Genomic DNA, 23,329 nt, shown 5'->3' with positions numbered 1-23,329 from the left:
CGGTGGCGCTGACGTTTTTGCCCGCGCCCGTGGTCACGCTCGGGCCCGACCAAGTCATCTGCGCCGAGCAGCGGGTGTGCTGGCGCCCGGGCCCCAACCGGCCGGCACCGCCTACCGCTGGCAGGACGGCAGCACCCGCCCGCAGCTGGAAGTGGCCGCCCCCGGCCGGTACGAAGTGTCCGTCGTCTCCCCGGCCGGCTGCGCGGGGCAGGCCGCGGTGCAGGTGCGGTTCGGGGACGGCTGCCCCTTTACCATCCCCAACATCATCACCCCCAACGGCGACGGCCGGAACGAAACGTTTGCGTTGCCGGGGCTGGAACCGAACGCCTGGAACATTCAGCTCTACAACCGGTGGGGAACGTTAGTGTACCAGCAAGCGCCGTACCACGGCGCGTGGGACGCGGCGGGCCAACCGAACGGGGTGTATTATTACCTGCTGGTGCACCCCGTGACCGGCCGCCGCTACAAAGGGTGGGTGGAGGTCGTGCGGTAGGGGCGCGCAAGGCCCCCTAACCGGCGCGCGGTGGAAACGGGCGGAAGGCGGCGGGGGGCGGCACAGCCACCGCCTTGTCCCCTTGTTCCAAAAACTACAGTTTTCGGAACAAGGCGCTAGCAGTTCCATAAAACCACCCGATGGCGCGCAAGATCGGGCCGCGATGACCAGTTTACGAAACTCATCTCCTCGGGGCATTTCGTAAACTTTCAATCGTAGACGAGTTTCTTAAACTCCCCCGACCCTACAGTGGCCCATTCGCACCTGGTGCCAGCCAGCTGCTAGGCGTTCAGGCAAACGAGCCTTATTATTCCTTGTCCAGCACCCGTATTAAGGCCACCGCCACCGCCGGGGCGAGGCGTGCTTGGTCTGCCGCTGTAAAATCCTGGGCAACGAAATCCGCAGAACTCAGCCCACCCTTTGCTTGCTGGCCCTGCTTGACAACCAGGACGCGGTAGACGGCCGGAATGGAAATGCGCTCGCACAACGTGACATAACAGCCGCGGGGTAACTGGGCCAGCGGTCGGGGCAAGCGACATAAAAAAGCCCCGCTGGTGGACGGGGCCTTGGCTTATTCTACATATTGAAAAAATTCTGATTATGAATTTTCCCGTTGTGTACGTGATTGCGGTCCCGAATGCGCTGGTTGACCCGTTGGTGGTGCTTAGGAGAGTGAGCTAGCTGCTGCGTAGTGCAACTAGCCAGGAGCAGCAGGAGAAATACAGCTTTCATAATCAATGGTGCGTAGTCTATACTAGTTGCCTACGAAAAAGCCCCGCTGCGTGGGCGGGGCTTTTTTGCTAAGGGACGAGGAATAACTTGCTACGTATTTTCCACCGGGCCCCCGCGGGGTAGCGCTTCGTTCCGACGGCACTCGCGCACGCCGGCAGCCCCCAGCAGGGGGGTGCCCCACCACCACGTGTCGTAACGCCCGTAACGGGCCCAAGCTCGGATGCGGGAAGCTGTCATGGGGCGAAGGTAGCGCGCGCTATATTCGGGGCATGAAGACACACATGGTTTGGGGCTTGCTGCTCGGCAGCACGGGCGCGTGGGCGCAGACTGTGCCGCCTGCAACGGCTGAGGCGGTTACGATTCGGGTCGTAAACACGTGCGCTGAAAAGATTATCGTGAGCACCACCGCGGCACTGGATGTTTCAGCAACGCCCGTGCAACGCATTGAGGCGGGGCAATCGGCGAGCCTTACCCTCCCAAAAGGCTTGTTCGTGACCGTCGCATTGGCCGGCAAGTTCTCCGAAAGGGTGGGAAAAGTGGAACGGCCAGGGCAAACCTTCGTCGTAAAGTACCCAGCCCCCACCCGCGCTGCTTCGCAGTAGGCCAGGTGCCCCCCAACGGCGTGGCGCCCTAACAAATGCCGCTATCTTGGGGCATGAAAATGCCGCTACTCGTTGCTGCCCTGCTAGTGGCTGGGCTGACTGGGTGCCAGCCGGTTGCCGAACGCTCACCCACTCCCCGGGCTCCGACTGGCATGTACGTGGGGTTGGCGGAGATGAAGGGGTATCCTGCCGAAAATCCCGGCGATAAGTGGTACCACGAAAACATCGTGTACATCCGGCCTGACTCGCTGTTCCTGGAAGGCAACCCGGTCGTGGTGCACCGCAACGGCGACAAAGGCTATTCCGCTTCCGATGGGGGCTTTTATTCTTACAGCGGCCGCATTGACACGGCGGGTGGCGGCCTTACCGCCCAGCTGCGCATGTTTTCACACGATTATATCGGGTTGCCCGTGCTCGTCAAAGACACGGTAGCCGCCAAAACCTTGAGCCTGGACGAACTGCTAAAGCGCGGCCTGGCCGTTCTGGATTCCTCGATGTACAATAAAACAGCCACCATCTACCTCGCTGCGAAAGGCTTTGAGATGGACAGCGTGCAGTATGTGCGGTTCAAGCCCGATAGCCTACCTAACTTACCGCTTATGGGTTTTCCTGACCCCATTCGCTTTTTTAAGAAGCGGCGGTAATCGAATTCTTCAGGAGTGCCGATGAAATCTTAGCCATCTTCCCCTACAACCCCACCCAGCCCGGCCCCACAAGCCGGGCCGTTTTTGTATAGGAGCGTTTCAGCTGTTATTTCCCGTGACTACAACTGGTAAAGCGTGTCCAATGCCCCGCAAAAGGTGTCAGGCGGAAAAAACCGGGCGGTTGCCTGACGGCCTTCGGCCCGGAATCGGGTGACGGTCTCGGCTTCTTGGTTGTGCCCTTGGTAAAAACAGCGCCGATGGACAACAAGCTGTCGCCAAAGCTGGCCGGAAGAACGGTGCGCTTCCCGGTGCGCCAAGCCTGGGTTCCGTCGTAGGCGGTGACGCGGTATTGTGCGCCCGCCCGGGTCAACAAGAAGAACTGCAAAGCGGTCTTTTCGCCCGCGGCAGGCAGTTCCACAACCACGGCCCCCGCTGGGAAAGGCAGCCGGTGTTGGCGCTGCAAATACAGCAGGAACGTCCGCCGTTGCTCTGCTTCCCCAGCCGCGTAGTGCCCTTCCGCCGCCAAGGCGTGCTGCACGTCTGGCGGAAGCGGCCGCCGGGCCAGGGCCTGCTGGGCGGTCGCGACGGCCCGATTCCACGTCGCGAGCACGGGCGGCGCTTGGCGGGGACGCCAGCCCCCGAGCAGTAGCAGCAAACTCAGCATAGCAATTCGACGGCAGGGGCCCCGGACTTGGCAGGCAAGCTACGGCTAGAGTCCAGCGAAACGGTCGTGTCTGTTGCAGAACGCCCCCGCTTACTAACTAGGTCGGGGCTTTCACAAAAACCTAAAAAGAGTAACGTGGTCGCCGCCCCGTCCACTTGGGTTGGTTGGGAACGGCCTTGTTTGTGCCGCCAGCTACGTTCGGCAACGGCCCCGCCCGTTTGTTGGACGTTAGGCGCCGCCGGCGCACTGGTCCCGTTCTTGTGCGGTGTTTCGCCGGGTTTCTGCGTTCCCTCCTGCCAGCCATGCCCTCCCCTCCTTTGCGCGTTTTGGTTGTCGGCTGCGGCAACATGGGCGCTGCCCACGCCGCGGCCTACCACGCCCTCGCCGGCTTTGCGCTGGTCGGCCTCGTCTCCCGGGGCCCGGGCAAGCACGCGCTCAACGCCCAGCTGGGCGGCGGGTACGCCGTGTTTGACGACTACCCCGAGGCGCTGCGCCGCACCCGGCCCGACGCGGTGTGCCTCGCCACCTACCCCGACACCCACGAGGCCTTCGCCGTGCAGGCGCTCGCCGCGGGGTGCCACGTGTTCCTTGAAAAACCCCTGGCCACCACCCTGGCCGGGGCCGAGCGGGTGGTGGCCGCGGCGCGGCAGGCGGGCAAGCAACTGCTCGTGGGCTACATTTTGCGCGTGCACCCCGCGTGGGTGCGGTTTATCGCCGAAGCGCGGCGCCTGGGCACGCCGCTGGTGATGCGCCTGAACCTGAACCAGCAAAGCCACGGGCCCGCATGGGCCGTGCACCGGCAGCTGCTGCAGTCGCTCAGCCCGATCGTGGACTGCGGCGTGCACTACCTCGACGTCATGTGCCAGATGACGCGCGCGCGGCCCGTGTGGGTGTCGGCCATCGGCGCGCGCCTCACCGACGATATTCCGGCCGGCCAGTACAACTACGGCCAGCTGCAGCTCCGCTTTGCCGACGGCTCGGTGGGCTGGTACGAAGCCGGCTGGGGGCCGATGATGAGCGAAACGGCCTTCTTTGTGAAAGACGTGGTGGGGCCCCGGGGCAGCGTCTCCCTCACGGCCCGGCCGGGGGCCGCCGGCGCTCGGCCAGTGTGGCGGCCCACACCCAAGCCGAGGCGCTGCGCCTCCACCCCGCGCGCCTCACGGCCGACGGGGCCTTCGCGCAGCCCGACACCTGGATCGAGTTCGCCGACGCGCCCGACCACCAGGAACTCTGCACCCGCGAGCAGCGCTGGTTTTGGCAAGCCATTCACGAGCCGCTCGACCTCGCCGAGCACCTGGCCGATGCGCTCAACAGCCTGCGCATTGCCCTGGCCTGCGACCAGAGCGTGCGCACCGGCGAGCCCGTGCGGTTGTGAGCCCGGCCGCCCCCCGGGGGGGCGACCGCTGGCGGCTACCGGGGGGGGAAGGTCAGGGACCGGCGCGGCGGCCTGGGCCCGCCCCGGTTCCGTTGAAAGCAGGCCCACGCGTAACCGCGCGCGGGCTAAGCCCGGCGGCCAACAGCCGCCCGCAGCGGTCCGCACCCCTTGCCTACGCCGTGCCGGCCGCCGGGAGCACCCGCCCCAAAGCCGGCGCCGGCGCGGTTGTCCGCCGGTAGAGCCGTTTGACTTGCTCCGCCCGGAAGGCCTTGCCCGTACGGGTCATGAAGCGCAGCGCGTTCAACTTCGCCGCAATCTGCGAATAGTTGAACCCCTTCTCCTTGAGCAGCAGAATGTGCGCCGCCGCCCGTTCGTTGTGCTCGTTGGCGCGCGCATTGGCCCGGTTCTGGTCCCGCCCCTTCTGCGTGGCGGCCGGGGTCAGGTTGGCCGGCGTGCCCAGCCGGGCCCCCTGGGCCTTTTTGGCGGTTAAGGCCGCCTTGGTGCGCTGCGAGATGAGTTCGCGCTCGTGCTGGGCGAGCACGGCAAAAATGCCGACGGTAAGGGTGTTGGCGTCGGGCATGTCGCAGCAAACGAAGTCCACGCCCGCGTCGCGCAACGCAAAGATGAAGCCTGCGTTGCGCGAGAGCCGGTCCAGCTTGGCAATGAGCAGCGTCGCGCCTTGCGCCTTGGCCAGGGCCATGGCCGCGGCCAGCTGGGGCCGCCGGTTCTGCTTGCCCGACTCGACCTCGACCAGTTCCGCCAGCACCTGGGCCCCCGGCGCGAAGGCGGCCACGGCCGCCCGCTGGGCGGCGAGGCCGAGGCCGGACTGCCCTTGCTTCTGGGTGGAGACGCGCAGGTAGGCGACGTAGGACTTCATGGCTAAGGGAGGAGCATTTGAGCAAAGCTACCCCGGATTTCGGTGATTTCACAGGGTTTAAACGGTGGATTGATTAACGTTACATGCATAGCACTAAATGGCACGCCGTCTTAGCGCAGCTAATACTTTAAACTGCTCATTCATAATGAACTATCTCCATCGGCAGCGGTCAGGCTTTTGCTCCTGCCGTGACCTTTCCAGCAGGGCGTCGTCGCCGGGACCGTCGAACCAAGCCGCTGCACCAAGAGTTACAGATTCCTATTGCCCCTTCTAGGCCGCACCGTTCCCGCATGAGACAGTTAAAAATCAGCCAGCAGATCACCAACCGCGAAAGCCAGTCGCTGGACAAGTACTTACAGGAGATCGGCAAGGTGAGCCTGGTGACGATCGACGAGGAAGTAGACCTGGCCCAGCGCATCCGCGGGGGCGACCAGCTGGCCCTCGAAAAGCTGACCAAAGCCAACCTGCGCTTCGTGGTCTCGGTGTCCAAGCAGTACCAGAACCAGGGCCTGACGCTGGGCGACCTCATCAACGAGGGCAACCTGGGGCTGATCAAAGCGGCCAAGCGCTTCGATGAAACGAAGGGCTTCAAGTTCATCTCCTACGCCGTGTGGTGGATTCGCCAGAGCATCCTGCAAGCCCTGGCCGAGCAGAGCCGCGTCGTGCGCCTGCCGCTGAACCGGGTGGGCTCGCTCAACAAAATCAGCCGCTCGTTTGCGGAGTTGGAGCAAAAGTTTGAGCGGGAGCCCTCGCCCGACGAAATTGCCGAGTTGCTGGCGTTGCCCACCGCGGAAGTGGTGGACACGCTCAAAATCGGGGGCCGCCACGTCTCGATGGATGCGCCTTTCGTGAGTGGCGAGGAAAACGGCTTACTCGATATAATGGTGGACGAGGCGGCGGACACCCCGGACGCCGGCTTGCTGCACGACTCGTTGCGCCGGGAGGTGCAGCGGGCGCTCTCGACCCTGACGCGGCGGGAGGCCGACGTCATTACGCTGCACTTCGGGTTGAACGGCCACGCCGCGCTGACGCTGGAGGAGATTGGCGAAAAGTTCAGCCTGACCCGCGAGCGGGTCAGGCAGATCAAGGAGAAGGCCATCCGGCGCCTCAAGCATACGTCGCGCTCACAGTCGCTCAAATCGTATCTAGGCTAACCCCTTTGTCCGCTTTCCTTTAGAAGATGAGTCTAAGCGGGAACCTAACAACTCAAGCAAGAGGCAAGAAGGTATTTCTTACCAACGCATCGCGTAAGGAAGTATAGCAACCGGGCTCCTAATAGGGACTGATAAGCAAAGCGGGCCACTATATCGGCTGGAGTAATAAGGACTGATAACCTTCGCTTATTCGGTCTCTATTGAAACAACACTTCAGGTACGATAAGTGTTAAAAAACGTACCCGCCCCGTTTAGGTAAACTAGAAATTCGCTGCCCTATGAGTAGGGGAAGGGAGGTGCTCAAGCCGTCTGCACCCTTTGCCGACCCTCATGCGTCAGGGGATGGGCTGCAGCACTACCCGCCGATTGCGGGGGCGTTGTGCGGGCTCCCGGTTATCAGCCACGGGCTGAGTATCCCCGAACCCTCGGGGCTGCAGTCGACTAGCGGCAATTCCGTGCGCCGTCAGGTACGTGCACACGGCGACGGCTCTTTGGTGGGAGAGGTGCTGGTTCAGCAGCGCGTCTCCCTGGTTATCGGTGTGGCCTTGCACCTCCAGGCGCAGGTGGGGGTACTGCCGAAGTACCCCCACCAGGGTATCCAAGCTAGCCGCTACGGCGGGCAGGAGCGTCGCCTGCCCTTGGGGGAAGTATAAGGCGTGCCAGGTAACCGCCACGCCCGAGGCTAGCTGGCGCGCCAGCGTATCGCGCGCGTTCGCGCGTGGAGCACTACTTAATCGGACTACGGGCGTGCGCTTCTCCAGCAGTGGCTCGGAGGGGTACGCGGCTGGGGCCGGGGCAGTCTCGGGGCTGGTCGCGCGCGGCGTTGGCGCAGGTTCGTCACCAGCTTAGCGGGCGGCCTCGTGCCAGGCCGCGGGCCGGCGAGCGGGCGCGGGGCCGGCGGCCAGTTACTAATCAGCGCGCGGGCGGGTACTACCTCGCGATAGCGGTTGCTCATCAGCTCTGTCGTTAGTCCCCACAGGGTACGCCACGAAGCCTGGGCCTCGGGTTGGCGCGGGCGCTCCCAGCTTAGCAGCAGCCGCGTAGTGGCCGAATACTGACAGTACTCCAGCCGCAGGGGGTAGGCATGCCCGGCCTGCAAGTCAACGGCTACCTGATACACGCTCAGGTATTGGCCCCGCCATTCTTCTAGCAGCAGGCGCTGGTCCAGCCAGAGGCGCACGCCATCGTCCACCGTAAGATGCAGGACATAACGGCCCGTTACCGGCGGGACCAGCCAGCCCGTCCAGCGGACGGTAAACGACGTGGCGGGTACCCCCGGCACGGGACTTTGCTCGTGCCAGTCGAAGTCGAGACGCGCATCGCGCTGGGTCCGGACCAGGTGCTCAAAATTTAGCCCCTCGTAATAGTCGCCCCGCAGGCCTGGGCTTAGCCCGGCGGCGGTTTGCGCGCAGCTGAGCTGCGGCCAGATACTGAGCACGCTCAGCACCCCTAGTTGCCAAGCCAGCCGTCGCGCGGCGAAATTGACCCAGTTCACGAGGAAGTAGACGCCCAGGCGGGAACGGAAGCAGCGTGGCCGCAGATGGGGCCACCCGGATGAGGCAGCTGGAAGCAGGGGCATAGAGGAGAAAGTAAAAGGACCGACAAGAGTTATGGCGTCAACGCCACCTGAGTCACGAGCTACCTCTAGGCAGTCACGTCTAAGTAATTGGCGCGGCTGCCCCGGCCGGGCCGCGCGACCACGGTGCCGGTGTGCCGCTGGTGGCGCAGCGCTTGCCTACAAAGGCCACGCGCACACAAAAGCGAGTCGCTACCTGTACCTGTCGGCACCCGGCACCGCACACGCCCGCCCGCTGCGCTGCCGTAAAGCCGAAGAATCGGCTCGTAGAGCAACTACCCACGAAAGCAACGCAAAACCAGCAACAGCGCTCGCTAATCCGCTCTAAAGCGGATGCTTCTTACTGCGCTAACGACTTCCCATCGTAAAAGGCGAGCACCTTACGACGGAAGATAAACGTGTACTTGGCTTGCAGCTGGTTGGAGATAGCAAAATTGAGGTTGTTCTTGGTCACGTTAAACTCCGTACCGCTAAGCAGGCCGTTGTTGAAGCGGATTTCGGCGTTGCGCTGCGTAGTGGTGAGGGCAGCTACCTGGCGGGTGGCAGCGGCGTACTGCAGCTGGGCGGCGCGGGCGTCGGCGTAGGCTTGCTCAATGCTTTGGCGCAGCGTGAGGCGGGCCTGCTCGGCCTGCAACTGCACCTGCTGGGCGTTGATAAGGGTGCGCTGCACATTGGTGCGCACCTGCAAGCCGTTGAGAATCGGGATATTGAGGGTGAACTGCACCTGCTGGCCCAGGTTCTGACTGAGCTGGTCCCAGTACTTTTGGGGCAGTTCGTTGGGCTGGTAGGTAATGACGTTCAGCGGCGTGAGCGGCCCGCCGGGCGTAGTGGGATTCTGCACGAAGAAAGTAGTGCGCCGCGCTGTCGAGTCACCGCCACTCTGCGGCACCATACGAGCCGACGAAAAGCCGCTGAAGATGCTCCCGGCCAAAATCAGGCGCGGGTAGTAGGTACCGCGGGCTAACTCTACGCTGCGGCCGGCGCTGAGCACACGCAGGTCGGCGGCCTTGATTTCGGGCTGGCGGGTGGCCGCGCCCTGAAAAAGCTCGTTGGTATTTAGTGTCAACGCATTTTCCTCGTCGGGGTCGGGCAGATTGGGCACCTCCAGTTGAAAATCGGGATTGGCAGCTGGGTCCAGGTTGAGCAGCTGCAGCAGATTCAGGCGGGCGATGGTGGCCTGGTTTTGGGCGTTGACGACGTTCAACTCGTCGGTGGCCAGCTGGCTTTGACTGTCGAGCAGGGTGCTTTCCGGAATGCTGCCAGCTTGTAGCAATAGCTTGGTACGGGCAATCTGGTCTTGGTCGCGCGTTACGTAAAATTGGTTGGCCCGCACCAGCTCCTGGGCCAGTACCGCCTGTAAGAAAGCCGAGGCTACGTTGAGGCTCAAGTCGTTGCGCGCCTTCTGTACGTCTGCTTCGCTCGCCTGCACGTCTAGGGCATTGCGCCGAATGGTGTTGCGCAGCTGAAAGCCCTGAAACAAGACCAGCTGCGAATTGCCTGACACGTTGTTGGAGCGTACCGTCTCGTTCTGAAACAAGAACGTGAGCGGGTTGACGCTGGTACCGTACTGCCAGGCCTGGGTGGCGTTGAGGTTAGCCGTAGGCAGTAGCGCGGCCTTGCTTTGACGCAGTACCTGCGCATTGCTCTGCACCGTCAGTTGATTGAGGCGCACCCCAATATTGTGCGCCAGGGCGTAGTCGATGGCCCGCTGCAGGCCCCAGGGGCCAGTAGCCGCTGCGACGGGCGTGGCCAGCGCCGCTGCGGGCGGCGAGGCCGGGCGCGCCGGCTGCGGCGCGAGTTGGGCCGCTAGGGGCCCGGCTGTCAGCAGCACGGCTAGGGCGGTACCGCCGCGCCGGGCTAGAGTTATTAGCACAGTCATAGCAGAGAAAAGGATATGAATCACTCGGCCCGCAGGCTTAGCACGGGGTTGCGGCGGGCGGCCCGCCAGGCCTGCACGCTCACGGTGAGCCAGGCAATGAGCAGGGCCCCCATCCCGGCGGCGGCGAAGTACCACCACTGCCACGCTACGCGGTAGGCAAAGCCTGCCAGCCACCGCTGCATCAGCAGGTAGCTCAGGGGCAGCGCCAGTACGATGGCCACGACCACCAGCCAGGTCAGGCTGCCGGTCAGCAGCCAGACGATACCCAGCTCATTGGCGCCCAAGGCCTTGCGGATACCAATTTCCTTGCGCCGCCGCTCGGCGGTGAAAGCAGCTAGCCCCAGCAGGCCCAGGGCGGAAATGAGAATGGCCAGCCCGGCAAAGTAGCGGGCGAGCACCGCCACCCGCCCCTCAGCCACGTACTGGGCCTGGTAATCGGCGTCCAGAAACGCGTAGTCAAGCGTAAAGCCGGGGTTGTAGGCGGCGTATAGCTGCTGCAGCCGCGCAATCGCGGCCTGCTCCGCGCCCGGCTGAAGCTTCACCAGCACCGTGTTAATCGTGGGGTCGAGCTTGAGGAGCAGAGGCTTGATTTTTTCGTGCAGGGACTCGTAGTGGAAGTCGCGGACCACGCCCACGATGCGAGCCCCGTTAAGCTGCTGGCCCACGGGGTCCGGCATCCCCAGGCCAGCCACCAGGGTTTGGTTGACGAGGATGGCGGCGCTGTCGGCGCGGTGCTGCGGCGCAAAGCTGCGGCCCGCGACCAGGTGCAGGCCCATTGTTTCCACCAGGTCATAGTTGACCAGCATCGTCCCCACTGGCAGGCGCTTCTCCCGCCAGCTCATCTCCTCCACGTGGCGCCCCCCTAAGAAACCGCCCAGGACGCTGGACGCCTGCACGACGCCGGGCAGTTTCTTCACTTCGGCCAGAAAGGCCGCCTGCTGGCGCGCCGCCTTACCGCCCGTATCAAAGCGGAGCACGTGGGCTTTGTCGTAGCCCAGCGGTTGGCGCTGCACAAACGCCAGCTGCGCGTTGACGACCACCACGGCCACGATGAACAGTACCGAGAGCGTAAACTGTAGCACGACCAAGCCCTGCCGCGTCCACACGTCGCCGGCCTTGGTCGGCAGCCTGCCTTTCAATACGGCCGCCGGCTGAAAACCCGACAGGTAGAACGCGGGGTAGCTGCCCGCCAGCAGCCCCGTACCCAGCGCCAGGGCCAGGCCGGCCCCCACCAGCGGCCACTCCCAGTGCAATGCCAGCGGCTTACCCGTGAGTTCGCTGAACTGCGGCAGCACGAGCTGCACCAGCCCCACGGCCACGACCAGAGCCAGCAAGGCCATCACCACGGATTCGGTCAGGTACTGCCCCACCAGCGCGGCGCGGCTCGCCCCCAGGGCCTTGCGAATGCCCACTTCCTTGACCCGCCGCGAGGCCTTGGCGGTGAACAGGTTCATGAAATTGATGCTGGCAATCACCAGAATGAGCCCGGCAATCAGGGCCAGCAGCCGCACGTAGGCAATGCGTCCCCCGGTGGCGACGCCGTTTTCGTAGGTGCCGTGGAGGTACGCCGCCGCGAACGGCCGCACAAACAGCGTGCGTCCCTGGGCCTGCGCGCTTTTGGTTTTCAACAGACCCGCCAGCTTGGCTTGAAACTGCACGGGGTCGGCCCCTTCCTTCAAGGCTAAGTAGGTGGTGAAGGGGCCGTTGTCGTCCCACTTGATGGTTTCACCCATCTGCATCATGTCCTTGAACGAAGCAAATGGCAGCACGAGGTCAAACTGCTCGGACGAGTTGCGGGGTACCCCGGCAAACACCCCGGCCACTAGGCAGGTCTGCTTCTTGTCGGCCATTTGCCATTCCACGGCTTTACCCAGACTGCGCTGCGCTGACCCAAAGAGCTTAGTGGCCAAGGCCTCGGAGAGCACAATAGCGTCTTTATCCCGCAGTACCGTGGCGGGCGTGCCCACCAGCAGCGGGTAGGAAAACAGCTGGAAGAAAGCCGGGTCCGCGTATTTGGGGACGGCGCTCAGGTGCTGACCGCCCGCCGCCAGCGTAAAACCGGGGAAGAACGGGACCGGCGTGGTGGTGGCCACGAATTCAATCTCCGGCATTTCCCGCCGCAGGGCCTCGGCCAGCAGCGGCACGGTGCCGGGTTGGGTCTCGATGCCGGCGGCCGTGCGGCGGTTTTCCAGCACCTGGTACAGCCGGCCGTCCAGGGCGTGGTAGCGGTCGAAGCTGCGCTCGTCGCTTATCCACAGGTAGATGAGCAGCGCGCAGGCCAGGCCAGTCGAGAGGCCAATCAGGTTGATGAAGAACGTGCTTTTGAACCGCTTAAAATTGCGGTAGAGGAGCAGCAGGGGGTAGGGAAGCATGAGCCAAAGGGGGAGGAATCGGTTAGAATTGGCTGCGGCTGTTTTCCAGCACCACCTGCCCGTCGAGCAGGCGGATGACGCGCCGGGCGTACCGGGCATCGTGCTCGGAGTGCGTGACCATGAGCACGGTGGTGCCCGCCTCGTTCAACTCAGTCAGCAGGCCCAGCACGTCGTGGCCGCTGGCCGAGTCGAGGTTGCCGGTGGGCTCGTCGGCCAGCAGCAGCGGCGGGGCGTTCACCACGGCGCGGGCCACGGCCACGCGCTGCTGCTGCCCGCCCGAGAGTTGCAGCGGAAAGTGGTTGCGCCGGTGCAGCAGCTGCATTTTCTCCAGCACCTGCTCCACTCGCTGCCGCCGCTCGGCGGCCCCCACGCCGAGGTAGCGCAGGGGCAGCTCCACGTTCTCAAACACCGTCAGCTCGTCAATCAGGTTGAAACTCTGAAACACGAAGCCCAGGCTGCGCTTGCGCAGCTCGGCCCGCTGGCGCTCGGAGTAGCGGCTGGTTTCGGTACCCAGCAGCTGCAGGCTGCCACCGTCGGGCTCGTCGAGCAGGCCCAGCAGGTTGAGCAGGGTTGATTTGCCACAGCCCGAAGGCCCCATGATGGCCACAAACTCCCCCTGCTCCACCGTCAGCGAAACGTGGTTCAGCGCCTTGGTTTGCACCTCCTCGGTGCGGTACACCTTCTCCAGGTTTTCGGTCTTAATCATGAGATTCACTTAGGTTTTAGTAGTTGTCATGTTCTGGCAGGTCTCGTGAGACGTCCCTTCAGGGAGTAGCAGGTTGGCGGTTGTCTAGCACCAGTTCTTGTTGGTCAGCGTAACCTTCGTAGCTGGACGTCACGACTTGGTCGCCGGGCCGCAGGCCGGTCAGCACCTCGTAGTAGTCAGGATTCTGCCGCCCTAGCCGGATGGCCACCCGCTGGGCCCGGGTGCCGTCGGCCGCCAGTTTGAACGCCCAGTTGCCCACGGTTTGCTGGTAAAAGCCGCCTTTGGGCAGCAGCACCGCCGGCGCCTTCGCACTCAACGCCAGCCGGATGGGCAGGGTCTGGCCCCGCCGCAGGCCCGGTGGCGGGGTACCGGTAAAGGCCAGGTCAATTTGCAGGCCCTTGGCTACCTGGGTAAAGATTTTGGTCACGCGCAAGGCATAGGCCTGGCCCTCCACTACCACTTCGCCCACCTGACCGGCTCCGATGCGGGCAATGTAAAACTCATCCACGGCAGCGTGTAGTTTCACGCCCACCAGCGCATCAATCTGCCCCAGGCGCTGACCCCGCGTTTTGGCCTCGCCCACTTCCGCGGCCAGCGAGCTGAGCCGCCCGCCGACCGGGGCCCGCAATAACAGGTCGTCCATCTTGCGCCGCATCAGGGCCAGGTTACTGGTCATGCGCTGTACCGACTCCTGCATGGTGCCCAGTTGCTGCAGCATGGCCACCGAATCTTGGCGCAGGGTCTGTTGCGTGAGCTGCCGCCGACGCTGCTGGTAGCGGTAGGCGTTCTGGCTCTGCAAATAGTCCTGCCGGGCAATCACCTTCTGGCTGTACAGCACCTGGTTGGTGTCGAATACCCGCTTGGCCTCGGCCAATTGGAAGTCGATGTCGGCCAGCTGGTTCTGGCGCAGGATGCGGTTTTGCAGCAGTTGGTTGCGGGTATTGCGCAGGTTGTTCATCAGGTCGTACACGGCCGTTTCGCGGTTCACCATTTCCAGCTGCAGGTCGGGGTTGGCCAGCCGCAGCAACGGCTGGCCCGCCGTTAAGGTCGTGCCTTCTTCCGCCAGTACTTGCTGCACCGTGCCGGCCTCCGCCGCGTCCAGGTACACGGTGCGCAGTGGCTGCACGACCCCGTCGATGGCCGTGAATTCCTGAAAGTTGCCCTGTGTGACGGGACTGATAGTCAGCCGGCTGGCGGCGATGTGCAGCCGCTGCCCCGCCCTCGGCCAGTAGAGGCCAGCCGCGGCCGTACCAGCCAGCAGCAGGGCCCCTAGCCACCACCACCGGGTGATAAACGACCACTTATTCTTTGGTATCAGGATATCCATTCGGTTCGGCGCAGGCACTAGCCGCAAAAAGCTATTGACTGGGGGAGCCAAGAACGGTGCCTTACTCACAAATTATTGCTAATCAGAAGTATGCAGCTACGCCTTGCTTACTGGCTGCCGCCAAGCGTCCGGTTTTGATACACTTGACCGTTCGGTTCTGATACAATTCAACTCCTTTGACAGGCAGAAAACGGCCTAGCCAGCTCAAATTCAGTATTTTCAGAAGCCTGCACGGTTTATGTGGTCTAAGTTGGCACGGGTGCCAGCGAACCCCGATTTTTACGTTTTACCCAGCCTTTTTTCATGATTCTCAAGCACGCCCGCATCCTGGTGGTAGACGACGAGCCCGATGTGCTGTTCGCGCTCAAGCTGCTGCTCAAAAGCGAGGTGCGGGAAGTCGCAACGGAGAAAAACCCGGAACTGCTGCTCTCGCTGCTTCGCCAGCAGCCCTTCGACGCCGTGCTGCTCGACATGAACTACCGCAGCGGCCAAGCGACGGGCAACGAGGGCTTCTACTGGCTGGACCGCATCCGGGAGCACGACCTTTCCACGGCCGTTATTCTGCTGACGGCTTACGGCGACGTGCGCACGGCGGTGCGCGCTCTTAAAGCCGGCGCCACCGATTTCCTGCTCAAGCCCTGGCACAACGACCAGCTGCTGCAAACGCTGGCCGCCGCTCTCCAACCTAAACCCGGCAACAAAAGTGGGGTAGGCCCGAAAAAGCCATCTGGGCCGGCCGCCACTACTGCTCTACTCGGAGAGTCAGCCGCCATGCAGGAAGTGCGCGCTATTATTGAAAAGGTTGCCCCAACCGAAGCCAACGTGCTGCTATTGGGTGAGAACGGTACCGGCAAAGAATTGGTCGCCAAGTCCCTGCACGAGCAGTCGCGCCGTGCTGCCCGGCCCTTCGTGGCCGCCGACGTGGCCGCGCTCAGCGAGGGGTTGTTTGAAAGCGAGCTATTCGGGCACACCAAAGGCGCGTTCACGGATGCCCAGGCCAGCCGAATGGGCCGGTTCGAGGCGGCCACCGGGGGCACGTTGTTTTTGGATGAGATTGGTAACATTGGCCTGCCGCAGCAAGCTAAGCTCCTCACGGCCCTGCAAAACCGCCAGGTGGTGCCCGTAGGAAGCAACGTGCCCATTCCGGTGGATATCCGGCTGTTGTCGGCCACCAATGCCCCGTTGCACGCCCTGGTGGCCCGCGGCTCCTTTCGTCAGGACTTGATGTACCGCCTCAACACGGTCGAAATCACGCTGCCGCCCCTACGCGAACGGGACAACGATGTGCAACTGCTGGCCCAGCACTTCGCGCAGGTGTCCGCCGCCCGCAACCAACGCCCCACCCCAGAGTTTGCGCCCGCTGCGCTGCGCAAGCTCCACGAGCACCCCTGGCCCGGCAACGTGCGGGAACTGCAACACGCCGTGGAGCGGGCCGTTATTCTGGGGGCCGGCCCCGCGCTGCTTCCGGCCGATTTCTCGTTTCGTAACCCCGAATCGACGGCGGCTTCTGCGGTGGCAGCGCCAGCTACAACCGCAGTTGAGCACCCGCTACCGTTGCTGGAAGTAGAAAAAGCCACCATCCAGCAGGCCATTGCGCGCCACCAAGGCAACCTTACCAAAGCGGCCAAGGAACTAGGCCTCACCCGCACTGCCCTCTACCGCCGGCTCGATAAGCATGATATGTAATAGCCTGGATTTTCGCCTGCTGGGACGCTTAGTACTGCTGGTGGCCGCTTTGGGTGGGGGCGGGTATGCCGCGCAACACCACGCCTATGGGCTAGCTCTGGGGACCCTAGTGCTGCTGATAATACTGGTCCTGGACCTGACCCGCTATTTGACGCGCGAGCAGCAGGCCCTGGCCGATTTTACCCTGGCCCTCCAGTACCGGGATTTTTCGCGGCAGTACCCGACGCAGGCCGGCCCGGCATCGCTGAGGCCCTTGCACGCGGCCTTTAACCAGGTCAACGCCACGTTTCGGGAACTGCGGGCTGAACGGGAAGGGCAGTTTCAGTACCTGCAAACCATCCTGGCCCTGCTCGATACCGGCATCGTGTCCTACGACGCGGCGGGCACCGTGACCTGGGTGAACGAGGCGTTTAAGCAGACGCTGCACCTGCCGTACCTGAAAAACATGCGGGCGCTTCAAACCCGCCAGCCGGTCTTGTACGAGGCCATCTGCCGGGCGGTGCCCGGCCAGCCCGCGGTGGTGAAGCTGACGGTGGGCCTTCAAACGGTGCAGCTGCTCGTGTCAGCCACGCAGTTCAAGCTGCGAGGCGAAGCCTTTACTCTCTTGGCCTTTAAGAACGTGAGCCAGGCCCTGGCCGACACCGAGACCGCCGCCTGGCAGCAACTGCTCCGGGTTATGACGCACGAAATCATGAACTCGGTCGCCCCCATTGCTTCGCTGGCCGATTCGTTGGGCCGCCATGTGCAGCGCGCTCAGCAGCAGGAGGCCTCCGGTGAGTTGCTCGACGATGTAGGTACCGGCATTCGCATCATCCAGCAGCGCAGCGAAGGGCTGCTGCGCTTCGCCCAAGTTTACCGGGACTTTAGCACCCTGGCCTCGCCGCAACGCACGACCCTTTATGTGCAGGAATTGCTCCAGGCCACCCGGCAGCTACTGGCGGAGCAACTGGCCGCGCAAGGCATTGAGGTTACTCTTAGCGTCCGGCCCGCGCATCTCACCCTGCACGCCGACGGCCACTTACTGGAGCAAGTACTCATCAATTTGGTGCTCAATGCGGCGCAGGCACTCACGTACACCCTCAACTCCCGCATTAGCCTGCAGGCCTGGTCCGATGAACAAGAGCGGGTGATTATCGAGGTGAAAGACAACGGGAGTGGCATCCCCGCCGATGTGCTGGACAGCATCTTTATTCCTTTTTTCACTACCCACCCCAACGGCTCCGGGATTGGGCTGAGCCTGGCCAAGCAAATCATGCAGTTGCACCAGGGCAGCATTCAGGTTCATTCTGTGGAGGGGGCGGGCAGTGCATTTCAACTGTGGTTCTAATCTTTTAGGAAGTTTACGCTCTGAAGTCCACCCACTTGCTTATCCGCTTTCAGCATGAAACTCCGATTTTCTACTCCCCCCTGGTTCTGGCTCATTACTCTCCTGATCAGTTGGCAGCCGGGACCTGGTTGTGGTCAAACTGCGCGATGGGTGAAGCTAGCTACTAGCACCTCAGACGCCGACTTTTTACGGTTATTGCACCCGCAGCAACACGGTCTCGCTGTGCCCGAGCTAGCGCAGCTCACCCAATGGAGCGGGGATGCGCAGGTAACGGGTGACAGTCTCTACCGTTTGCTGCGTAGCTGGCAGCACTATCCCAAGCCGCGCCGCACGGGCATTATCTGTCGCTACGAGGTGAAACTGGATTCAACCCATACCGTGCCCTATCTGGTATATGTGCCGCAGCATTATGACCACCGATTACCGACCAAATTACTAGTCTATTATAAGGGTGGCTGGCTGAATCGTAAGCAGTTACCAGCAAATTACGCGAAGGAAATCGTGCTCGACAATCCCACCTTTCGCTATTTAGACGAGCAAAACACTATTGAGCTATTTCCCTGTTTACGCCAAGACTTAGCGATTTATGGGAATTACGGCTATCAGCACCTGCAGCAAATGATTGCCCAGACCAAGCGCGTCTTGAACATTGATGACAACCGCGTCTACTTAAGTGGCTTCTCGGATGGCGGCAAGACCGTGTTCAATGTGGCTAGTTTAACCCCCTCTGCTTTTGCGGGCTTCTACGCCATCAATGGGGGACTGGCCAGCCGGCCCCAATTTCTGAATCTAGCCGCTCGGCCCTTGCTGGCCTTCATTGCGCAAGCCGACGAACTTATCAGCCCAGCGAGTGTACTCGCCTACGCCGAACAGGCCCGCCACTTTGGCGCTGACTGGCAGGTGCGCCGACTCCCCGCCCGTACTCATTATTACGCGCCTTATCAGCAAGAGGTCTTGCCCGCCTTATTTGCGCATTTAACTGTAGTCAGTCGCAATCCCTTCCCGACCCGCGTGACCTATGCGAAGGGCTATAATAGTAGTGACCTCCCCGGCCTCGACTGGGTGCAATGCCGCATGTCCAGCACGAAAGCGCCAGCTGCCACGCACCAGGTTGATAGTATTCGGGTGGTGAATATGGTGGGAGAAGCAAGTCGATATCGCAACGGAGAAAAAGATGGGCAGGTGCGGGCTACTTGTTTTAATAACACCTACACGGTAGAAACCTCCTTGGTGGATGAACTAACGCTCTACATCTCGCCCGTCATGGTTGACCTGACGCAGCCTATTCGGGTCGTAGTTAATGGGCAGCAACGCTACCAAGGAGTGGTCACTTATTCGAAGAATTTCTTGGGGCAGCGATTTGCCGCCAATTTCGACCGGCAGCAACTCTTTATCAACGAGTTGATAATAAAGCTTTAACTAATTAAACCTGCACAATCAACGGTTACTTCACTCGCTATTGTGTATTCTAGCCGAGCTTATAACGTTGATTGAAAGCACAATTAGTAAAGGTTATGAACTCCTGGCGGCCACTGCGACAGCCGGCTTACCCGTTTATCCAACACGCTGACCCAAACCGGCCTATCCCGGGCACGCGTTGTGCAGGGGGAACTAGCTGGTATACTTGCTGCTAGAACCCGTTCCGTTCGTTACCCAGTACCGCGCAGCGTCCATGCCCTTAGTCAAGCCAAAAGCCTTACAGCCCGGCGATAAAGTCGCCGTTATTTCGCTTTCCTGGGGCGGGGCGGGCGAACTCCCCGCCCGCTACGAACAAGGCAAACAGCAGCTGCAAGCCACTTTCGGGCTGGAAGTAGTGGAAACTACCCATGCCTTGAAACCCGCCCAGTGGCTCTACGATAACCCCCGCGCCCGCGCGCAGGATTTGATGGAGGCCTTCGCCGACCCTTCCATCAAAGCGGTTATCTCGGCCATCGGGGGCGACGACAGCTGCCGCGTCTTGCGCTACGTGGACCTGGGTATCATCCAGCAAAACCCCAAAATATTTCTGGGCTTTTCTGACAGCACCATCACGCATCTGCTGTGTTGGAAAGCGGGGCTTACCTCCTTTTACGGCACGTCGTTGCTGGTGGGCTTTGCCGAAAACGGGGGCATGTTGCCCTACCAAATCGCCGACCTCCAGCGCACGCTGTTTTCCCCGACCGCCGTGGGCGAAGTCTTGCCCAACGGGGCGGGCTGGACCTCGGAACTGTTGGATTGGTCGGACAGCGCCTTGCAGGACACCCCCCGCGCCCTCGTACCCAGTGCGGGGTGGAATTTTCTGCAAGGCACGAGCCGAGTCCAGGGCCGCTTGCTCGGTGGGTGCCTGGAAGCGCTGGAATCGTTGAAAGGCACCGCCTTTTGGCCCGCACCCGACCAGTGGGCGGATACGATTCTCTTTTTTGAAACGTCCGAGGTCCGGCCCGAACCCGACTATTTTCGCTGGTGGCTCCGCAACTACGCCCAGCAAGGCATCCTGCACGCGGCGAAAGGCATCCTGCTGGGCCGACCGGATAACAATGTCTACGCCCAGGAGTATAATGCGGAGTTACGCAAAGTTCTGGGGGAGGAGGGCCTGTCGGACCTGCCCGTGGTGACGGAAATGGACTTTGGTCACACCAGTCCGGTGTTCACGCTGCCGTACGGCGTACTGGCCGAAATGGACCCTGTTGCCCGCACGTTTAGCCTGTTGGAAAGTGGGGTGGCAGCCTAGAACGGATTGGCGTACCACTCCTGTTGCGCAGGACTCGCCCGCGCCTGGGGAAGACAGGAATGAAGGGGATTCGCATTCCAGCATCCGCTTTCGCTACGTCGGCACGGGCCGCAGACCAGAACCCCTATCATGTTAGCGGCGGAGCCGGCTGCACCGAGTAGGCTAACTCAGAAAAGAGGCCGGTTCGTAAGCCACGAAATAAGTACGAATCGCTGGCGCTAAACAACGACCACAGCTAGGTACGGCTACCGGTTAGATTAAGAAAGCACCAGCGGGCTACACCTTGCATCAGGTAGCGTCCTACGAACCGCGCTGCTTCTATCGCGGCAAGGCCAAGTTTAGGTATCATAACTCTTACAAATGATACCCTACCGACGGTACACCTCATCTTGTGTAAGGCCTGATAAGGTTTACGAATCGTTCTGATCCGCGCGGGGCCGTTAGCCGTGGCTGGCTCAGCCACCCGTGCCGCGGCGCGGCGCTTACCCGTGGGCGTGCAGCGCGTGGAGCACCCCGCGCACCTGCTGCTCCGTGGTGAGCGTGTCGCTGTACACCAGTTGCCCCTGGGCAAAGGTGCAAAAGAACGGGGCCGTCAGCAAGGGACCGGCCGGGGCGGCGTCGGCCGCGGGCAGCCACACGAACGTGATGCCGGCGTAGGCGCGGTTGGTGGCAAACTGTTCGAACACGGGGCGCAGCCGCGCGCCGGCCGCGCTCTCCGCGCGAACGACCATGGCCATGACTTTGGCGTGGGCCAGCACGAAGTGCGGCAAGTCGGCGGCGGTGGTGTGGAGCAGGCCCATGGGCAGGCGGCGAGGCGAAAAAGGAGCGGACCCCCAGACATACGACGAACTGCGGGGAAAAGCTTGCGGCGCGCGGCCCACTCAATGAGTGCCTCCCGTCCAACGCGCTAGGACGCTACAATAAGGTCCGATAATGTTTACTTATCGGACCTTATCGCTACTTTTGATTTTGCCTTCTAAAATTCGCGTTTTACTCATTTATATATAGGCTACATGGAAAATGAGGTCTCGCTCTCAATTCCGATCAACTCCTCCGGGGCCCTGGCCGACCTGGCCGTGCACACGAGTCGGTACGTCGAGGCCGGGCTCAGCGGCGCGGCCAACACGGCCAAGGCCTACGCCGGCGACTTGAAACGCTTCGGCGCCTGGTGCGCCGCGCACGGCCTGGACCCGCTGCCGGCGTCCGTGGACACACTCGCGGGCTTCGTGACCCACCTGGCCGAAACCGGCAAAAAGGTCTCCACCATCCAGCGCCACTGCGCGGCCGTGGCCAAGGCCCACGCGCTGCGGGGCGCGGACTCGCCCACGGACGACAAGAAGTTTAAGGTATTGATGGAGGGCATTGCCCGGCTCAAGGGTGTGCGGCAAAAACAGGCCCCCGCCTTCACACTGGCCAATTTTAAGCGCACGGTGAAAGGCATCGACGGCAAAACCCTGGCTGGGCTGCGGGACCGGGTGATCCTGCTGCTGGGCTTCACGGGGGCCTTTCGCCGCTCGGAGCTGGCCGCGCTGAACGTGGAGGACCTGGCCTTTTCGGAGGAAGGGCTGGTCGTCAACCTGGCCAAGAGCAAAACCAACCAGCTGGGGGCGGCCGAAGAAAAGGCTATCTTCTATTCCCCGGACTTCAAGCTCTGCCCCATCCGCACCTTGGAGGCGTGGGTGAAGCGGCTGGACCGGGATACTGGGCCAGTGTTTGTGTCCTTTCGCAAAGGGGAACGACTCACGGAACGTAGGCTGACGGATAAGCACCTCAATTTGATCGTGCAACGCTACCTGGGCCCCAAATATTCGGCCCACTCGCTGCGGGCCTCGTTTGTCACCGTGGCCAAGCTGGCCGGAGCGGATGACTCGGAGGTCATGAACCAGACCAAGCATAAGACCTCAGAGATGATTCGCCGCTACACCCGCCTCGACAACGTGCGCCAGCACAATGCCGCCCAAAAATTGGGATTGTGACTGCTAGCTTACTCCGTTCGAATCTATCCTAGACCGTAGCCGATGGAAAAACCTTCATTATCGGTACTAAGTTGAAAACCATTTTTCGCTCCGTCTTTACTAGTATCAGGCAAATTCTTAGGGGAGCCAGTAAGCACCGCTGGCGAAGGCCGCGCTTTAGCGCAGTGCGAGGGTAAGTCGCCGGCGGTGGCGCCGCTGCCTCAAGCGGCTGAAGCAGCAAGTGGGGGTAGCGTAGGCATCCCGACAGCTTGGAGGCAGACCGCTTACGGCCAAGTTTGACCGGCATAAGGAGCGTTTGCTGGTTTCCACCTGTCCTTTTAAAAACGCCTCCATTCAGAGAACTCCAAAAAGCATTACTACTTTGACCTAAGAGGAGAGGCTATGGTTAGGGCAATTATAGGTTCTTCGGCAGGAACTGGTAGTTTCTCTACTAAGAACGGATTTATCAATTTCTTCTACGGAACAATTGAGGTGGTCGGGTTTAAACGGACACAGAGCTAAGGTAGATTGAAAAGGTAGTGGAGTTCGATTTCGAGCGGGGTGCAGTAACCTAGCGCAGAGTGCAAGCGCTGGGTATTGTCGTAGTGGTCGAGGTATTCGGCCAGTTCTAAGCGGGCCTCTTCCAGGTCCGCAAAGCAGGACCCTCGGGGCAGTAGCTCCGTTTTGAGCGTGCTCCAGCCGCTCTCGGCCAGGGCGTTATCATAGGGATTACCGGGCCGACTCAGGCTGGCAATCGCCTGGGTGCGGTCGAGTAAGGTGGTAAAGGCGTCGCTGGTGTACTGGCTGCCGCGGTCGGCGTGCACGAGTAGGCCAGGCAGGGGCTGGCAGACGGCCACGGCCCGCTTAAAGGCGGTCAGAATCAAGTCGGTAGGCAGTGACTCGCTCACGTGCCAGCCCACCACCCGCCGGGAGAAGGCATCGCGCCAGCAGGCCAGGTACGCCCAGTGCCCGGTGGCCAAAGCTAAGTAGGTGATGTCGCCGACCCAGATTTGGTTAGGAGCCGTCGCCGCGGGCCAGGTGGCGAGCTTATTAGCGGCCGCCACGGCCTGCGGGTCGGCCTGGGTAGTGCGTGGGGGCCGGGAACTGGCGCGGGTGCAGATGGCGCGTAAGCCGCTGGCACTGAGCCAGCTGCGCAAACGCTGGCGGCCCACCGCGTGGCCTTCGCGCCGCAGTTGAGCGCGCAGCCGACGCTGGCCATAGCGGCCGGCGTGGGTGGCGAAGACGCGCTG

The 23,329-nt window shown here is 62.2% G+C and carries 22 protein-coding genes and 1 pseudogene; 11 read left to right on the top strand and 12 right to left on the bottom strand.

The features are described 5' to 3' along the window. A partial coding sequence (locus BEN49_RS22315) for a T9SS type B sorting domain-containing protein (RefSeq protein ID WP_204376185.1) occupies positions 1 to 493 on the top strand: 493 nt, incomplete at its 5' end. A 307-nt stretch (positions 494 to 800) separates the two neighbouring features. On the opposite strand, the gene BEN49_RS22310 is transcribed toward BEN49_RS22315, so the two are convergent. Both BEN49_RS22310 and BEN49_RS28455 read right to left on the bottom strand, forming a co-directional pair. Further along, complete coding sequence (locus tag BEN49_RS22310) at positions 801 to 1,025, bottom strand: hypothetical protein (protein ID WP_070746761.1); 225 nt, start codon at positions 1,023 to 1,025, stop codon at positions 801 to 803. Positions 1,026 to 1,315: 290 nt separating this feature from the next. After that, complete coding sequence (locus BEN49_RS28455) at positions 1,316 to 1,462, bottom strand: hypothetical protein (RefSeq protein WP_158023044.1); 147 nt, start codon at positions 1,460 to 1,462, stop codon at positions 1,316 to 1,318. Positions 1,463 to 1,494: 32 nt separating this feature from the next. On the opposite strand from BEN49_RS28455, the gene BEN49_RS22305 reads away from it, so the two are divergent. Beyond that, entirely contained in the window at positions 1,495 to 1,827 is a 333-nt protein-coding gene (locus BEN49_RS22305; RefSeq protein WP_070746758.1) for a hypothetical protein, read from the top strand. 152 nt (positions 1,828 to 1,979) lie between these two features. Then, on the top strand, positions 1,980 to 2,471 hold the full coding sequence (locus tag BEN49_RS22300; protein WP_070746756.1) for a hypothetical protein: 492 nt from the start codon (positions 1,980 to 1,982) through the stop codon (positions 2,469 to 2,471). A 106-nt stretch (positions 2,472 to 2,577) separates the two neighbouring features. Here BEN49_RS22300 and BEN49_RS22295 read toward each other — a convergent pair whose 3' ends face one another. Continuing rightward, a complete protein-coding gene (locus BEN49_RS22295; protein WP_070746754.1) occupies positions 2,578 to 3,135 on the bottom strand; it encodes a hypothetical protein in 558 nt (185 codons plus the stop codon). Between the two features lie 302 nt (positions 3,136 to 3,437). Here BEN49_RS22295 and BEN49_RS31235 point away from each other — a divergent pair. After that, positions 3,438 to 4,082: pseudogene (locus tag BEN49_RS31235) on the top strand (Gfo/Idh/MocA family protein); the annotation flags it as partial. A gap of 161 nt (positions 4,083 to 4,243) precedes the next feature. Beyond that, positions 4,244 to 4,510 carry a hypothetical protein gene (locus BEN49_RS31230; RefSeq protein ID WP_438831802.1) on the top strand — a complete coding sequence of 89 codons (267 nt, stop codon included), beginning with the start codon at positions 4,244 to 4,246 and terminating at the stop codon, positions 4,508 to 4,510. A gap of 172 nt (positions 4,511 to 4,682) precedes the next feature. Here BEN49_RS31230 and BEN49_RS22285 read toward each other — a convergent pair whose 3' ends face one another. Next, a complete protein-coding gene (locus BEN49_RS22285; RefSeq protein WP_070746752.1) occupies positions 4,683 to 5,387 on the bottom strand; it encodes a recombinase family protein in 705 nt (234 codons plus the stop codon). Between the two features lie 290 nt (positions 5,388 to 5,677). On the opposite strand from BEN49_RS22285, the gene BEN49_RS22280 reads away from it, so the two are divergent. Further along, positions 5,678 to 6,541 (top strand): sigma-70 family RNA polymerase sigma factor, encoded by an 864-nt coding sequence (locus BEN49_RS22280; RefSeq protein WP_070746750.1) that lies wholly within the window; start codon positions 5,678 to 5,680, stop codon positions 6,539 to 6,541. Positions 6,542 to 6,876: 335 nt separating this feature from the next. Here BEN49_RS22280 and BEN49_RS31080 read toward each other — a convergent pair whose 3' ends face one another. The 6 genes from BEN49_RS31080 to BEN49_RS22250 form a co-directional block, all read right to left on the bottom strand. Further along, positions 6,877 to 7,131, bottom strand: coding sequence for an OmpA family protein (locus BEN49_RS31080; RefSeq protein ID WP_369073228.1), 255 nt, complete (start codon positions 7,129 to 7,131; stop codon positions 6,877 to 6,879). Between the two features lie 149 nt (positions 7,132 to 7,280). Then, a complete protein-coding gene (locus tag BEN49_RS22270; protein WP_158023042.1) occupies positions 7,281 to 8,036 on the bottom strand; it encodes a PA14 domain-containing protein in 756 nt (251 codons plus the stop codon). A 421-nt stretch (positions 8,037 to 8,457) separates the two neighbouring features. Continuing rightward, positions 8,458 to 9,990 carry a TolC family protein gene (locus BEN49_RS22265; protein WP_158023041.1) on the bottom strand — a complete coding sequence of 511 codons (1,533 nt, stop codon included), beginning with the start codon at positions 9,988 to 9,990 and terminating at the stop codon, positions 8,458 to 8,460. A 26-nt stretch (positions 9,991 to 10,016) separates the two neighbouring features. Next, a complete protein-coding gene (locus BEN49_RS22260; protein WP_070746741.1) occupies positions 10,017 to 12,368 on the bottom strand; it encodes an ABC transporter permease in 2,352 nt (783 codons plus the stop codon). A gap of 22 nt (positions 12,369 to 12,390) precedes the next feature. Further along, positions 12,391 to 13,074 (bottom strand): ABC transporter ATP-binding protein, encoded by a 684-nt coding sequence (locus tag BEN49_RS22255; RefSeq protein ID WP_022821726.1) that lies wholly within the window; start codon positions 13,072 to 13,074, stop codon positions 12,391 to 12,393. Between the two features lie 58 nt (positions 13,075 to 13,132). Beyond that, on the bottom strand, positions 13,133 to 14,401 hold the full coding sequence (locus BEN49_RS22250; protein WP_070746739.1) for an efflux RND transporter periplasmic adaptor subunit: 1,269 nt from the start codon (positions 14,399 to 14,401) through the stop codon (positions 13,133 to 13,135). Between the two features lie 303 nt (positions 14,402 to 14,704). Between BEN49_RS22250 and BEN49_RS22245 the strand changes: the two genes are divergently transcribed. The 4 genes from BEN49_RS22245 to BEN49_RS22230 all read left to right on the top strand — a co-directional run bounded on the left by BEN49_RS22245 (position 14,705) and on the right by BEN49_RS22230 (position 20,124). Continuing rightward, the gene (locus BEN49_RS22245) at positions 14,705 to 16,087 is read left to right on the top strand and encodes a sigma-54-dependent transcriptional regulator (RefSeq protein ID WP_070746737.1); all 1,383 of its coding nucleotides are present in this window, start codon (positions 14,705 to 14,707) and stop codon (positions 16,085 to 16,087) included. Positions 16,088 to 16,196: 109 nt separating this feature from the next. Continuing rightward, entirely contained in the window at positions 16,197 to 17,414 is a 1,218-nt protein-coding gene (locus tag BEN49_RS22240) for a sensor histidine kinase (protein WP_158023040.1), read from the top strand. A 54-nt stretch (positions 17,415 to 17,468) separates the two neighbouring features. Then, the gene (locus BEN49_RS22235) at positions 17,469 to 18,833 is read left to right on the top strand and encodes a dienelactone hydrolase family protein (protein ID WP_125917122.1); all 1,365 of its coding nucleotides are present in this window, start codon (positions 17,469 to 17,471) and stop codon (positions 18,831 to 18,833) included. Positions 18,834 to 19,086: 253 nt separating this feature from the next. Further along, the gene (locus BEN49_RS22230; RefSeq protein WP_070746731.1) at positions 19,087 to 20,124 is read left to right on the top strand and encodes a S66 family peptidase; all 1,038 of its coding nucleotides are present in this window, start codon (positions 19,087 to 19,089) and stop codon (positions 20,122 to 20,124) included. A gap of 482 nt (positions 20,125 to 20,606) precedes the next feature. Here the strand turns inward: BEN49_RS22230 and BEN49_RS22225 are convergent, their stop codons facing one another. Then, positions 20,607 to 20,924 carry a hypothetical protein gene (locus BEN49_RS22225; RefSeq protein ID WP_070746729.1) on the bottom strand — a complete coding sequence of 106 codons (318 nt, stop codon included), beginning with the start codon at positions 20,922 to 20,924 and terminating at the stop codon, positions 20,607 to 20,609. Between the two features lie 213 nt (positions 20,925 to 21,137). Between BEN49_RS22225 and BEN49_RS22220 the strand changes: the two genes are divergently transcribed. Then, complete coding sequence (locus BEN49_RS22220) at positions 21,138 to 22,100, top strand: tyrosine-type recombinase/integrase (protein ID WP_070746727.1); 963 nt, start codon at positions 21,138 to 21,140, stop codon at positions 22,098 to 22,100. Between the two features lie 497 nt (positions 22,101 to 22,597). Here BEN49_RS22220 and BEN49_RS22215 read toward each other — a convergent pair. Continuing rightward, positions 22,598 to 23,329: IS3 family transposase (locus BEN49_RS22215; protein ID WP_070746726.1), on the bottom strand; the 732-nt coding region annotated here is incomplete at its 5' end.

The sequence above is a fragment of the Hymenobacter coccineus genome (assembly GCF_001816125.1).
GTDB classification, from domain to species: Bacteria; Bacteroidota; Bacteroidia; order Cytophagales; family Hymenobacteraceae; genus Hymenobacter; species Hymenobacter coccineus.
Note: the sequence above shows the minus strand (reverse complement) of the source record. Positions and strands in the feature narration are given on the sequence as shown.